General features: G+C 58.1%; 14 protein-coding genes. All 14 read right to left on the bottom strand.

Annotation, left to right across the window (positions count from 1 at the left end; translation table 11 throughout):
* Positions 1 to 32: 32 nt before the first annotated feature.
* The gene (locus V5A26_RS03800) at positions 33 to 1,031 is read right to left on the bottom strand and encodes a 2-hydroxyacid dehydrogenase (RefSeq protein WP_332320884.1); all 999 of its coding nucleotides are present in this window, start codon (positions 1,029 to 1,031) and stop codon (positions 33 to 35) included.
* A gap of 78 nt (positions 1,032 to 1,109) precedes the next feature.
* On the bottom strand, positions 1,110 to 2,267 hold the full coding sequence (locus tag V5A26_RS03795) for a pyridoxal phosphate-dependent aminotransferase (protein WP_332320885.1): 1,158 nt from the start codon (positions 2,265 to 2,267) through the stop codon (positions 1,110 to 1,112).
* 178 nt (positions 2,268 to 2,445) lie between these two features.
* Complete coding sequence (locus tag V5A26_RS03790) at positions 2,446 to 3,861, bottom strand: DHH family phosphoesterase (protein WP_332320886.1); 1,416 nt, start codon at positions 3,859 to 3,861, stop codon at positions 2,446 to 2,448.
* Positions 3,862 to 3,905: 44 nt separating this feature from the next.
* Positions 3,906 to 5,408, bottom strand: coding sequence for an NADH-quinone oxidoreductase subunit N (locus tag V5A26_RS03785; RefSeq protein ID WP_332320887.1), 1,503 nt, complete (start codon positions 5,406 to 5,408; stop codon positions 3,906 to 3,908).
* Positions 5,409 to 6,932, bottom strand: coding sequence for a complex I subunit 4 family protein (locus V5A26_RS03780; RefSeq protein WP_332320888.1), 1,524 nt, complete (start codon positions 6,930 to 6,932; stop codon positions 5,409 to 5,411).
* Entirely contained in the window at positions 6,933 to 8,987 is a 2,055-nt protein-coding gene (gene nuoL, locus V5A26_RS03775; RefSeq protein ID WP_332320890.1) for an NADH-quinone oxidoreductase subunit L, read from the bottom strand.
* Between the two features lies 1 nt (position 8,988).
* On the bottom strand, positions 8,989 to 9,294 hold the full coding sequence (nuoK, locus tag V5A26_RS03770) for an NADH-quinone oxidoreductase subunit NuoK (RefSeq protein ID WP_332320891.1): 306 nt from the start codon (positions 9,292 to 9,294) through the stop codon (positions 8,989 to 8,991).
* Positions 9,294 to 9,593, bottom strand: a complete 300-nt coding sequence (locus V5A26_RS03765) for a hypothetical protein (protein WP_332320892.1) — start codon at positions 9,591 to 9,593, stop codon at positions 9,294 to 9,296. The genes nuoK and V5A26_RS03765 overlap by 1 nt, the downstream gene beginning before the upstream one ends.
* Complete coding sequence (locus tag V5A26_RS03760) at positions 9,590 to 9,844, bottom strand: NADH-quinone oxidoreductase subunit J (RefSeq protein WP_332320893.1); 255 nt, start codon at positions 9,842 to 9,844, stop codon at positions 9,590 to 9,592. The genes V5A26_RS03765 and V5A26_RS03760 overlap by 4 nt, the downstream gene beginning before the upstream one ends.
* Positions 9,841 to 10,302 (bottom strand): NuoI/complex I 23 kDa subunit family protein, encoded by a 462-nt coding sequence (locus V5A26_RS03755; RefSeq protein WP_332320894.1) that lies wholly within the window; start codon positions 10,300 to 10,302, stop codon positions 9,841 to 9,843. The genes V5A26_RS03760 and V5A26_RS03755 overlap by 4 nt, the downstream gene beginning before the upstream one ends.
* A complete protein-coding gene (locus V5A26_RS03750) occupies positions 10,299 to 11,363 on the bottom strand; it encodes a complex I subunit 1/NuoH family protein (protein ID WP_332320895.1) in 1,065 nt (354 codons plus the stop codon). The genes V5A26_RS03755 and V5A26_RS03750 overlap by 4 nt, the downstream gene beginning before the upstream one ends.
* Complete coding sequence (locus V5A26_RS03745) at positions 11,363 to 13,039, bottom strand: NADH-quinone oxidoreductase subunit D (RefSeq protein ID WP_332320896.1); 1,677 nt, start codon at positions 13,037 to 13,039, stop codon at positions 11,363 to 11,365. The genes V5A26_RS03750 and V5A26_RS03745 overlap by 1 nt, the downstream gene beginning before the upstream one ends.
* A complete protein-coding gene (locus V5A26_RS03740) occupies positions 13,036 to 13,743 on the bottom strand; it encodes an NADH-quinone oxidoreductase subunit B (protein WP_332320897.1) in 708 nt (235 codons plus the stop codon). The genes V5A26_RS03745 and V5A26_RS03740 overlap by 4 nt, the downstream gene beginning before the upstream one ends.
* Positions 13,736 to 14,143 (bottom strand): NADH-quinone oxidoreductase subunit A, encoded by a 408-nt coding sequence (locus tag V5A26_RS03735; RefSeq protein ID WP_332320898.1) that lies wholly within the window; start codon positions 14,141 to 14,143, stop codon positions 13,736 to 13,738. The genes V5A26_RS03740 and V5A26_RS03735 overlap by 8 nt, the downstream gene beginning before the upstream one ends.
* Between the last annotated feature and the right edge of the window lie 251 nt (positions 14,144 to 14,394).

Below are 14,394 nucleotides of genomic sequence, written 5' to 3'. Positions count from 1 at the left end.
CGCTGGTTCGGGCCCGCTCCCCTTCCCTCTTTTCAGTCCTTCCGGGCGGAATTCGGAAGCGGTTCGCCCTCGAGGCCAGCACTGAGGTTGTCCGCAGCCATCCGTGCCATCTTGTTCCGGGTCTGGATGCTCGCGCTTGCAATGTGTGGCGTCACGACGAGTTGCTCCGGAATATGACGGGTGAGTTCGTGATCGGCCGGGAGGGGTTCGGGTTCGGTCACGTCGAGTCCAACCCGGGTGATCCAGTCGTTTTCGAGAGCCGTGTCCATCGCCTCGGGATCGATAACAGGACCTCGACTCGTGTTGATTAGGATCGCCTCCTCCTTCATTTGCTGGAACTCTGATTCACCAATAAGGTGATGGGTCGCATCGAGGAGAGGGACATGCAGCGAGATGAAGTCACTCTCGGCAAGCAATTCGTCCTGATCCACGTATTCCGCGTCAACACCGACATCCGCGAGTTCCGACTCAGACGCCTCATTGGGCTCGACATCTGAGTACAGCACGTCCATATCGAAACCGCCAGCGCGACGGGCGACCTCAGTTCCAATATTACCCAACCCGATGACACCCAGGGTTGCATGGTGGACATCCGGGCCCGTAAGCAGTTTCGGGCCCCAAGTCTCCCACTTTCCATCAAGCACGTAGTCTTGGCCCTCGACAGTTCGGCGCGCCGTCGTCATCAAAAGCGACCAGGCGAAGTCGGCGGTCGTTTCGGAGAGCACACCTGGGGTGTGACCGACCGGAAGGTCCCGGTCTGCGGCGTCATCCATGTCGATGTGGTCGTAGCCGACTGAGAACGTCGAGATGACTTTGAGATTCGGTGACGCGTCCATGACTTCGCCATCAATCTCATCCGAGAGGAGACAGAGCAGTCCCTCAGCCTCGATATCCGCAAGCGTCTCGATGATATGGTCTTTCGACGGCGGGGTCTTTTCCTCCCAGACGTGCACGTTGTACTTTTCTTCGAGTCGATCGATCCCGGCATCCGGGATGCGTCGTGTGACGTAGACGGTCGGTTGTGTTGCCATGGGTAACTGTGTTTGTCGGTCGTGTTTGAAGGTCGGGGTCTGCCGAAATTTTGCGAACGTCAGGGGCGTGTCGCTAACTCAGAGAAAGCCTGCGTCCTCCAGCCGTTTGATCCCTTCCCGGATGCGGTCCTCGGTTTCGACGAGTGAGGCTCGCACATAACCCGGCGTCCCAAAGGCCTGGCCCGGAACGAGACCGACGCCAGCCTCGCGGACTGCGTCTTTGCAATACTGCATATCGTCGTCTGATTCGATGGGGAACATTACATAAAAGGCCCCCTCAGGAACGGGAACGTCGATACCCCGCTCTTCGAGCAGTTCGACAAACAGGTCACGCCGGGCCTCGAATGTCTCCATCATATCGTCGGTCAGCGCGTCGACATCGGTGTTTTCGAGCGCCTCGATTCCGGCCCGCTGGACGAAGTTCGAGGCACAGGACACCGAATGGGAGTGGACCTTGCCGGCCTGAGTCGTGTGGTCAGTCGGCGCAGCCATGAAGCCAAGCCGATAGCCCGTCATGGAGAAGGTCTTGGATACTCCGTTGATTGTGATGGTCCGCTCCATCATACCATCGAACGTTGCCAGGCTCCGTTGTTCGTTGTCCTCGTACATGAGTTCTGCATATATCTCGTCGGAAAGCACAGGCAAGTCGTACTCGACCGCTATATCACGAAGCCCCCCGAATGCGGCTTCGGAAAAAACCATGCCGCTGGGATTGCTCGGGGAGTTTAGCATGACCAGGGCCGTATCGTCGCTGACGGCGGCCTCGAGGTCATCCAGTGCCGGTTCGAGTGCAAAGTCATAGGGCGCGGTATCGACGTGGATGGCTTCGCCGCCAGCCAGTTGCACCATCGGTTCGTACGACGACCAAACCGGATCAATGACGATGACCTCGTCTCCCGGATCGACGATCGCTTGGATGGTTTCGTACAGCGCGTGTTTGCCTCCCGGTGTGGCGATGATGTTCTCCGAACTGTACTCCAGGTCGAAGCGATCCTGTAGATAGCCGGCGATCGATTCGCGGAGTTCCATGATGCCATTCGATGGGGTATAGGTCGTATGACCGGCATCCAGGGCGTCCTTTGTCGCGTCGATGATGTTCTGTGGGGTATCAACATCGGGTTGGCCGACACTCAGGTCCACGATGTCTTCACCCTCGGCTTCGACTTCTGTCACCAAGTTCGAGATAACGAACGGTGCGGCCGGCTCGACGGCCTGGACGCGCTCTGCAAACTCCATCACCGCTCACCTCGATAGTGCCCGCTTGGGCAGTCTTGAGTCGGGACAGAAGTGAAACGGATCTCGGGCCTGGGTCCAGTACGGATTGGCATAGTGTGAAAGAGTAATCTCGATACCGTCAAAAATAGGTTTCGTTTGAGCCTCCGGGCTCAAGACGCCGTTTGAGGCAATCTTTGCGTCAGCGCTCCCGGCGGCGTGTATCCAGCGCGTCGTCGATCCGGTTTTCGATCTGTCCGGCGACCATCGACCGCAATCCGTTCTCTTCAGTTTCGGTCTCGACGGCCTCGAAAATCCCAAGTGGGAGTTGTGCACCAGCCATCGATTCGTGCCCGCCGGCACTCCCAATGTCATCGAAGGCCCGGCGAAACACGAATCCCAAATCAAGTCTGCCGGCCTTGGCGCGACCCGAGAGATAAATCGTCTCGTCAGTGTACCCATACACTACCGTCATGTCGATGGCTTCGAGTTCCAAAAGTCGATCAGCCGCTTGTGCGAGTGAATCCCGACTCTGGATCGATCCGACACAACTCGTTAATATTGTCCCTTCCACCCGACGGTTCTGGATTGCTCGACCGATCGTTTCCAGCGTATATGGACTCATTGACGGGCTTTCGATCCGTTCGAGGGCATCAAGGTCGGCGTGGGGCAAAAGGGTGGCAGCCGCCTCGAAATCCGCGCCCGTGGTTTCCCGTCCGAAATTACGGGTGTCGACCCGAATCCCGTACAGCAACCCAGTGGCGACATCTGTGCCAATGTCGATATCATACCCCTCCAGATAATCGATGAGCAGCGTACTGGTGGCGCCCACTGAGGAGCGAACGTCCATGAAATCGGCGTCAGGTAACTCCTCTGCAGGATGGTGGTCGATCACGATGTCGATCGGCATTCCCTGAGGCAGTTGATCGTTCACACCGGGCCTCGAGTGGTCGACAAGGGCCAAGTGGTCGCCACCGATGTCGGCGGGCCGCTCCAATTGTCTCAGTGACACGTCGAGTAGATTGACGAATGCGCGATTCTCCTGGTGGGAAATATCGCCAAAATAGCATATTTCGGCCGAAACCTCGAAGCGCTCGGCAATCGCCCGTAGTGCCAGCGCCGCTCCAAGTGCGTCCGGGTCAGGATTGTCGTGTGTGCATATAACAAGTGTCCCACTCATCCCCTGTAACGTTGTCCTGAGACCAGCGAGCTGCTCGTGGAGAACTCCGCCATAATTATCGTCAATCGCATCTAGCACCATACTCCCGGGGGAAAGAACTGAATCGACGGCTGCAGGCACCTGGCTGGACGTCCCTGTCACACCCGGCAGGGAAAGCACATATGCCTCCGGATACACGTCTCGTGCCGCATACGCCACCTCAGTCGCTCGTTCACGATCATCCATCAGGACAATAATAACGTCAGGTTCGATCGACGCTGCCCGAATGGCTTCGGTTTTGGTGACATCACCCGTCTCCGCACTCACTGATAAGTCTCGAAGATGTTCGACTCGGTGTTCGTCAGGATCCAAAACGAGGAGTTCACCTTCCCAGTCCCGAATTGTACTCGAAAGCGACAGACAGAGATCCCCACACCCAAGGACCAGCCGGTCGACCATACGAACGTAGTTCCGTCGGCAACTGGTAAAGAACTTTTCTCTCGTTAGACGCCGCCTTCGAGCAGGAGCGACGCGGCGGAGATCGCACTTTCTGCCACCGGATCGAAGGCAAAGAGCAACGCGACAGTGACTGCGGCTGCACCGATCACGGCCACGTACATGCCCGTCGGCTTCGGTCCGAGGTCACGCGAATCGGACGGGTCTTCGATCCAGAGGGATTTCACGACCCGACTGTAGTAATACAGCGACAATGCGCTGTTGATCGCGGCGATCGCGGCCAGCCACCAGAAGCCAGCCTGCACCGTCCCCGCGAAGAGGACGTACTTTGAGAGGAAGCCACCGCCGACCGGGAGCCCGGCCAGGCTAAACATGAACACCGTCATTGCAACGCTGACGTAGGGGGCCTGTCTCGCGAGTCCGTTGTAGTCCTCGAAGGTTCGACCGATGTTCCACTTCTCGGCCAGCGAGACGAAGAGAAACGCTCCGGTATTCATGAACCCGTAGACAAGCAGGTGCATCATCGCGGCACCGAGCACGAGTGCCTGAGTGCCGACATCACCTGGCCCGGCCAACGCAGCCAGTCCCATAAGCACATAGCCCGCGTGCCCGATCGATGAATACGCGAGCATCCGCTTGACGTTTTCTTGGGTCGCCGCGGCGAAGTTCCCGACAGTCATCGTCACGATCGCGATCACGACGAAGACCCAGCCCCATGGGACAGTCCCAGCAACCAGATCGAGTGGGAAGCCCTGTACAAGAACGCGGAAGGCGACGGCAAAACCGGCTGCCTTCGATGCTGACGAGATGAACGCCGAGATCGGTGCCGGCGCCCCTTCGTAGGCCTCCGGGGCCCAGAAGTGGAACGGCACACTTGCGGTCTTGAACAGGAAGCCACCGATCAGCATGACCAGCCCGAGTCCGAGCACGCTATCAAGGCCTGCCAGACCACCCTGGAGCGCTTGGGCGATTCCGCTCAGGTGCAGGGTTCCAGTCGCACCGTACACCAGACTGATCCCGTAGACCATTACCGCTGAGGACAGCGCCCCGATGAGGAAGTACTTGAGCCCAGCCTCCACACTACCCTCGTTTTGCTTGAGGTAGGCCACGAGCCCATAGGAGGGCAGCGAGGCCAGTTCGAGACTGACAAAGACCGCAGCGAGGTTGTTCGCCGCAGCCATGAGACTCATCCCCAGTGCCGCAAGGGCGATCAGGGAGTAGTACTCCGCAATGGCTTCAGACCCACGTAGATAGTCGTAGCTCGCAAACACCACGAGGGTTGCCACGCTGCCGAAGATGAACGTGAAGAACAGGCTCATCCCGTCGACGACGAGCATGCCGTCGAACAGTTCAGGCATTGTCGCCTGGGCCCCTGTTCCGGCAGCTATGAACCAAGCGCTCGTGAGTGCGACCAGGGCCGATCCCAGGCCAGCGATGCCAGCCAGGAGGTCCGGGCGTTTCGACCGCGGGAACATCGTATCAGCGATCAGCAGCGCCATGGCCGTGATCGCGAACAGGTACTGCGGCGTGAGATAGGGAAGTTCGACCATTTACAGTCCACCTCCGATTGAAAGGATCGGCTGCACAGCATCCTGGATGATCCCGTAGATCAGGTCCGGAGCCATCCCAAGCAGGATGACGATCAGCAGGAGCACCATGATCGAAACCCGATCAGTGACCGCTGCCGGGACGATCTCGTGGTCCGTGTCCGCTTCGAACGGCCCGAAGAGGACCCGCTGCATCGCCAGCAGAAGGTAACCAGCGACGATTACAATACCGAACATCGCGACCGCGGTGAACACCTGTGCATACGGGAGCACCGTCGACTGCATGCCGCCGAGGAAAATGTACAGCTCCCCGGCGAAGCCGGCCATCAGCGGCAGGCCCATGTATCCGAAGGCCGCCGCGGTGAAGACCGTCGCAGTCAACGGCATCCGGTCGGCGATCCCGGACAGGTCACCCACCATGCGCGTGTGGGCGACGTTGTAGATAACACCGACTGACATGAACATCAGCCCCGAGATGAGCCCATGGGCGACCATCTGGAAGGTCGCACCGCCGAGCCCGTAGAGGTTGTACGCGACCAGCCCGATGAGCACGTAGCCCATCGAAGAAATGGAGGAGTACGCAACAATCCGTTTGAGGTCTTGTTGGGCCAGCGCCAACATCGCCCCATAGATCACACTGATAACAGCGAAGAGAGCGATCGGAATCGCAAACTCGATCGCCTGGTCCGAGAGCATCGTGAAGTTGAACCTGAGCATCGCGTAGGTCCCCATTTTCAAGAGCACCCCGGCTAGGATCACCGACACCGGGGTTGGCGCCTCAACGTGGGCGTCCGGGAGCCACGTATGGAACGGAACCATCGGCACCTTTACCGCAAATCCGGCGAACATCGCGATGAAGGCGACTGCTTTCAGCGTCCCTGGCTGTATACCCGCTAGGGACCCAAGTTCGCCCGCGTGGAGCGATTGGGTAATCGTCGGTAGGTCAAGCGAGTTGACCGGGAGGCCAAACACCAGCGCAATGAACCCGATGAACATCACCAGGCTCGCCACGTTGGTATACACGAAGAACTTGATTGCGGCGTACTTCCGACGTGGACCGCCCCAGATGGCGATCAGGAAGTACATCGGGACGAGCACGAACTCCCAGGCGACGAACCATGCGAGGAAGTCAAGTGCGGTAAAGACCCCAATCAGGCTGGCTTCCATGAACAGCATCAACCCGTAGAACTGGGATTGACGCTCGTCGATCGGTGTCCAGGCTGACAGAATAGCGAGGCTCATCAACACCGTGGTCAGAACCACGAGCGAGAGCCCGATTCCGTCGACACCGACGTGATATCCGACCGAAAGGTCGCCAAGACTGATCCAGTCTGCTTGGGTTTGATACGCGATATCGCCACCGAGAAGCGCGTTCCCGGACCCGTCAAAGCCCAAGAACATGAGGAGTGCTCCAGCGAGGGGCAACAGACTCAGCCAGAACGCGAGCCGCCCGGCGATCTCTTCGTCTGCGAACATGACCGCAACGGCGCTTGCCACCGTCACGACGAGCAGTGCTTCGATCATCATTTAGAACCACCCCCCGATGAGGGCAACGACCAGAACGATGACCACGAGGCCGAGCGTGAGCATGGCCGCGTAGTTCGTCACCCGACCGGTCTGAAGCCGCCTGATACGTGAGCCGCTGAACAGAGCCAGGCTCGAAATGGTGTTGACCACACCGTCGATGATACCCTGGTCGAACTTGTCGGCGACCTGAGCGAGTGGCATCGTCACACCTTCTGCGAGCCAGACCTGGTATTCGTCCTGGTAGTAGTTGTTGTAAAGCAGGGTCTTGATCGAACCCAGCTTATCCGTGTGGGCAGTCGGATCCGGACCCCTGTAAAGGATCCAGGCCAGTCCGGCACCAGTAAGAGCCAGCCCTAACGACAGAGCTGCTGGCAGGAACGGTGCCAAATCTGCGGCATGATAGCCGGCTGCGGATTCGAGCAGGTGATGGTATTCGCCGAGTGTCACCGTCTGAATCCCGGATTCGAACCAGTGGTGGAGATACGTGATGTCCCAGCCAGTCAACTCCTTGACTGGAGCCATGTTGACGACGCCGACCGTTGCGGCCAGCGTTCCGAGCACCACGAGCGGGAACTTGACGTTCCATCGAACACTCCCTGGATCTTCGGCCGTTTCCGTCCGGGCCTCACCGTGGAAGGTCAGGATAACCATCCGGAAGGTGTAGAAGCCCGTAAACACGACCGCGATGAGCCCCATCGCGTACGCGAGGAGGAGTATCGGGTCGTTTAGCCCGTGAATCAGCGCCTCGTAAAGCACCTCGTCCTTCGACCAGAAGCCGGCGAACGGGAAGATGCCAGCCAATGCGAGCGAGCCTGAGAGGAACGTCCAGTAGGTCACGGGCATCTTATCTTTCAGACCACCCATGTCCCACATGTTCTCATTGTGATGCATCGCAATGATGACCGCGCCGGCCCCGAGGAACAGGAGCGCCTTGAAGATAGCGTGAGTCATCAGGTGGAAGGTCGCTGCAACGTAGCCACCGGCCCCCAAAGCGAGCATCATGTATCCGTACTGGGAGATAGTAGAGTACGCGAGTACCTGCTTGATCTCCCGTTTGACCATCGCCATTGTCGCTGCCATCAGCGCCGTAAAGCCACCGACCAATGCGATAAGTGCGAGTATCTGTGGGAGCTGTGCGTAGAAGCCGTACATCCGCATGACCAGATAGACACCGGCTGCGACCATCGTCGCCGCGTGGATCAGGGCCGAAACCGGAGTCGGACCTTCCATCGCGTCAGGCAGCCAGGTGTGAAGCGGGAATTGAGCGGACTTCCCGATCACGCCACCCAGTACCAGCAGGCCGATAAGAGCGAACCACGTCTGGGGTTCGAGTCCAATCGTCCCAAGGAAGTCCGCAACGACCGGTGCCATCTCCCCACTCAGCGCCTCAGCGGTGAGTTGCGGGAAGCCTAATTCATCGCCTCGCGGTGCAAACAGCCCAGTCCCGAACGTCGCGAAAATGGCCACCACACCGATGAGGAAGAAGTAATCCCCGAAACGGGTGACCAGGAACGCCTTTTTGGCCGCGCTCGGCGGGCCCGGCTCGCGGAACCAGAAACCGATAAGAAGCCAGGAACACAGGCCGACCAGCTCGAAGAACATGAAGGCCATCAGAATGTTCGAGGCCATCACGAAGGCGAGCATCGAGAAACTGAACAGCCCCAACCCGGCGTAGTACCGTGGCAAGCCCGTCTCGCCCTCGTCGTTCATGTATCCGAGACTGAACACGTGCACAAGGAAGCTGATGAGCGCGACTATCACCAGCATGTACGAGGAGAGCGGATCGAGCAGGAGTCCAAAGGATAGGTCGAACGTCTCTCCCGCTAAGCCAGTCGTCCACGTGTATATCTCTTGGTTGTAATAGTGCTCTGTACCACTGACGGTGACCATAAGCCACCCGGACAAGAGCAGCGATCCGCCCGTTGCTATGATCCCCGGGACCGCGCCACCTTTCGGCAGTAATCGCGGAGTGAAATACCCAGCGAGTATCGCGACCACGAAGGAGGCAAACGGAAGCATCGGAATCGCCGCGGCGAAGTCAAATGCACCTACCATCTTACCACCTCATCGTTGCGGGTTCGGTTACGTCCACGTCCCTGAAGTTCCGGAACAGGACCAGGATGATCCCGATTCCGACGGCCACCTCCGCGGCCGCAAGGGCGAGGACGAACAAGCTGAACGTTTGGCCGGTCATGTTCCCCCACTGCGCTGAAAACGCGACTAGATTGATGTTGGCCGCGTTGAGCATCAACTCGACGGACATGAGGAATCGTAGCGCGTTCCGGCGAGTCAAAAGCCCGAACACACCGATGCTAAACATCGCAGCCGAGAGTAGGACGTAATACTGTGTTTCGACGACCATTATTCCTCACCTCCTTCCCGGCGGGCAAGCATCACGGCTGCTCCGAGTGCCGCATCCAGAACAAAGGCGACTGCCAAGAACGGCATCAGGAACCCCTCACTGGTAACGACTGGCGCCGCCCGTTCGAGATTGAACAGGGCGTAGCCAATACTTCGCGTGATTGCTGCACCGGCTTCAAACCCCTGTATCGGGCCGAAATTCGCCGAGAGTATCGCCACCGCCATTGCGGCAAACAACGCTAATGCTGCGAGCCCGGGCAGCACGTCGATGTTTTTCGAGAGTTCCGGTTTCGTCGTCATTCACCAACACCTCCTGGATCGCGTGTCAGCATCACCGCGAAGGCGATGAGAATCAAGACGCCACCGACATAGACGAGTATCTGCACGGCTGCAAGGAAGGCGGCCTTGAGCAGGAGGAAGTGAACGGCGACGCTCAGGAGTGCCGCGCCCAGGAACAATGCTGAGTGCCACACATCCTCGACAAGGACCACGCCCAGACTGCTCGCAATAGTCACAACTGCGAACAGCGCGAAGGTAAGCGACTCGATCATTGGTAATCCACCTCGCCGTCGCCTTCACCAACCCACGCTTCACGGTCGGATTCCCGGGCCTGGATTGGGTCCATGTCTTTGTACCACGGGACGTTTTTCAGCTGTTCTTTGTTGAACGCCAGATCGTGTTTGGTGTCACCTGTGAACTCGAAGTTCTCCGTGAGCAGGATTGCTTCGGTCGGACAGACCTCCTCACAGAGCCGACAGTAAATACACTGGCCGACGTGGAGGTTGTACTGTTCACCGTTGCGGTCCTCGTCCATCACGATCTGAATCGTATCGTTTGGACAGACACTTTCACATTGGCGACACCAGATACACCGTTCCTGGCTCCATTTGTGGACGCCCCGGAACCGGGGACTGACCTCGGGAGCCTGGTCGGGATACTCGACGGTGAACGTCTCGCCGCCGAGTGCATGTTTCATCGTCGTCGCGAGCGATTTGAGTACGCCTATCATACGATCACCCCGATGATCACGGCCGTCAGCAACAGGTTCACGAAGGCGAGCCCGAGCATTCCCTTCCAGCCGATATCAAGCAGCTGGTCGGGCCGAACCCGTGGGACCGCGGAGCGGGCCCACTGCGTAAAGAAGAACACACCCCAGACTTTCGCGATGAACCACACGATTCCGGGGATGAAGTTGAGCGCAGTGATGGGTGCGGTCGGACCGCCGAGGAACAGGGTCGTGATAATCCCTGCACCCAGGAAAATGTGGAGAAATTCGCCGAGATAGAACAGGACGAAATACACCGATGAGTACTCGGTCTGATAGCCAGCGACGAGATCATTCGGTGCTTCTGGAAGATCGAAGGGATTCCGTCCGATTTCGGCCAGGTTCGCGACCATGAACAGCGCGAACGCGAACGGGTTCACAAATCCGAACCACGCTGGCACCGTAATCGCACCGATGGAGAAGAGTTCTGCCGATTGGGCAGCGACGATGTCTGAGATCCGAAGCGACCCGGCAAACAGCACAACAGAGGCCCCAGTCAGTACGAGTGGGATTTCGTACGCGATGTTCTGTGAAACGCCCCGCAACCCGCCGAGCATCGAGTACTTGTTATTTGATGCGTACGCGCCAGAAACGATCCCAAGTGATGCGATCGATGAAACGGCGAAAAGATATACAAATCCGACTTGCGGGTCAGCAAGGTGGATCCCGCTCCCAAAGGGAATGACCGCAAATCCCATCGTCGCCGAGATGACGACCAGCATCGGACCGAGGTCCCACGCCGGTCGATCGGCGTTCTCGGGAACGATCAGTTCCTTCGTCAACAGCCGGATAGCGTCGACGGCGATCGTCAGAATCCCATAGGGACCAACCCTGTCTACAGAAATCCGGTCGGTGAACGCCGCTGTCAACTTCCGTTTCATGTACGGCCCGGCGAGCGCAGCGAATAGCAGCACAATCACCGCAACGAGTACCGAACCCAAGAGGCCAGCAATGACCTCGCCGAGAAGCCCCTCAAGGTTCAAGAGTCCCGAAATATGGTCAACGAGCGGTGCCGAGGAGGCCATTATCGGTCCACCTCCGCCAGCACGATATCGAGGCTGCCGATCGTCGCGACGAGGTCGGAAATCAGCTCACCCTCGGACATTTCGTGGAGGCCCGAGAGGTTAACGAAACTCGGCCCCCGGATCTTGAATCGGGCGGGTTCGTCCGTCCCGTCGGAGCGCATGTAAATACCGAGTTCGCCTTTCGCACCCTCGACCGCTCGGTAGATCTCTTGTCCGGCATCGGGCTTGAGACTGCGAGGCACATTTGCCTGGAGATCCCGCTCGTCCTCGGGCCAGTCCTCGAGGATGTCGATACATTGCTCGATGATTTTGGCCGACTCCTCTACTTCTCGCATCCGGACCATCAGTCGAGCGTAATTATCCCCGCCCTCGCGAGTTACAACGTCCCAGTCGAGTTCGTCGTAATACCCGTACGGGTCGTCCCGCCGAAGGTCATAATCAATGCCCGAGGCACGGGCAATCGGACCGGTGGCACCGTAATCCTTGGCCACTTCATGAGCGTAGTAGCCCGTGTCAACAGTCCGCATCTGGAAGAGTTCGTTCTGTGTGAGAACGTTGTGATACTCATCGGTCTTCTCCGGAACGGCGTCGAGGAACTGGCGAACCTTTTCGAAGAACTCCTCGCGTGGTTCAGGGAGGTCCCACACGACCCCGCCCAGGCGGAGGTAGTTATACATCATCCGCTGGCCTGTCAGGTCCTCGAGGATGTCCATGACAATGTCGCGATCACGCATCGCGTACATGAACACCGCAGCGAAGTCACCCACGATATCGAGCCCAAAGGTTGCCACCGCAAGCAAGTGGGCCGAAATGCGGGTCAGTTCCGCGGACATCGTCCGGATTACTTGCGCGTATTCCGGCACCTCGATATCTGCAAGGTCCTCGGCCGCCCGTGCGTATGCCCATTCGTTGAGAATTCCGGCCGGGGTGTAGTCCCACCGGTCCGGATAGGGCATGATCTGATGGCGATACGTACTCTTCTCACACATCTGCTCCTGACACCGGTGTAAGTAGCCGATATCCGGATCCACGTCGGCGACCTGCTCACCGTCGAGGACCGTCTTCAGGTGGAGCACCCCGTGGGTCGCCGGGTGGTGGGGCCCGATGTTGAGAAACATCGTATCGAGGTCGTCGCCTGTTGCTTCGACCTCCATATCCTCCTCGATCGGATTCTTGTGTTTTTCGAGTGTGACGATCTGTGGTTTGTCCTGGTCGTAGTCCTTGCTCAAGGGGTGGCCCGTCCAACTCTGCGGAAGGAGAATCCGCCGCAAGTCAGGGTGTCCCTCGTAGTTGATTCCGACAAGGTCGTACGCTTCGCGTTCGTGCCAATTTGCCGTCGAGTAGACCGGCGTCGCGCTCTCATGACTCGGGTCGTCCCTCGGTGTCGGAACGATGACGCTCACTTCGGATTGGGCATCATCGTACTTCCGGAGATGATAGATGGATTCATACCGGTCATCGTAATCCTGCCCGGTAAGACTCGCCATATGATCGAACCCCTGGTCCTTCAGCGTCGATAACGCGTCCGTGACAGCATCGCCACGGACGACGAAAGCCTCGGCGTTGAGATGTGTTTCTCGATCGACGACGGCGTCTCCAAGCAGGTCTTCGAGGGCGTCGTAATCCACTGCTCCCGGTTCCGTCTCTTCAACGTCAGGTTCGTCCTGCATGCTCATGGTGAATCAGCCCAATTGTACCGCATAACAAGTGTCTCTTCGTCGATATCCTCCGCAAGCGAATCGACAACCTCGTCGCGTTCGAGATCCCCGAACTTCTCGAGTTCGTAAGGCTTCACCGTGACCGGCGATGACTCACCGTTCGCGATCCGTTCCTGGAGTTTCACGATGCCATAGACCAGTGCCTCCGGTCGCGGCGGGCAGCCGGGAATGTGAATGTCCACTGGAATGACCTCCTCGGCACCCTTCACGACATTGTACCCTTCCTGGAAGGGGCCTCCTGAGGCTGAACAGTTGCCCAAATTCACCACGAACTTCGGTTCGGGCATCTGGTCGTACACTCGCTTCATTCGGGGCGCGAACTTCGAGACGATCGTTCCTGGAACAATCATCACGTCTGCCTGTCGCGGTGAGGCTCGGGGGACCCCGGAATGGAACCGGTCGAGGTCGTGTTTCACCGAGTAACTGTGCATCATTTCGATGCTGCAACAGGCGATCCCAAACTGCAGCATGAACATCGAGGAGCCCCGGGCCCAATTCATAAACTTATCCAGCTTCGTCAGAATAAACGGCGTCGAACCGAGCGCCTCGCGAAGTTTGGAATTGAACCGGTCGTCTACCCCTTCTCCGATCCGGGTGTCCCGGGTGTCGGTTGATGGGGAATTGGGCTCGACAATATCGTCTCGTGGCTGGTCGCTACTCATATCTAGACATTCTCCGTTCGTATTTCGGGTTCCGCACCCAGCCGAGCGCGCCGTTGCGCCAGGCCCAGGCCAGTGCCACGATCAGAATGCCGATGAACAGCACCATCGGACCGAGCGCCCAGACCAGGCCTTCCGTGCCAACGATATCCCGATAAATCGACGTCCACGGGAATATCAACACGGTCTCGATGTCGAACACGAGGAACAACAGCGCGACCATGTAGTACTGGATATTGAACCGTACATGTGTGTTGCCGGTCGGTACCTCCCCACTTTCGTAGGTCGTCCGTTTGCTTTGTTCCGGCACGCTGGGGCGTAACAGCCGCGATGTGCCCATCATTGCCACGATAATGACAATCGCGACAATGGCCAACATGCCGACAGCGATCCATGGGTTCATAAGTGGATTCGTAACACTCGGGAGTTAGATGCGCCCCACCATAAACATTGATTCTTGCGATAGGTCCAGTGTAGCCCGTATTTGTAGGTGTTTCAGTCATTAACATGTGATGAGTATTCACAAACTTGTGAACTAGTAACAGAGTTAAAACCCAGAGTACCACGAGATGGGAACCGCAAAACCGAACCTAACAGTCCCACAGATGTTTCACAATGCACTAAGAATTCCCCAAAGCAATATCCTGTCACGGT

Origin of the sequence: Halodesulfurarchaeum sp., from assembly GCF_036626455.1 — an archaeon.
Taxonomy (GTDB): domain Archaea; phylum Halobacteriota; class Halobacteria; order Halobacteriales; family Halobacteriaceae; genus Halodesulfurarchaeum.
This window is presented reverse-complemented; position numbering and strand designations above follow the sequence as displayed.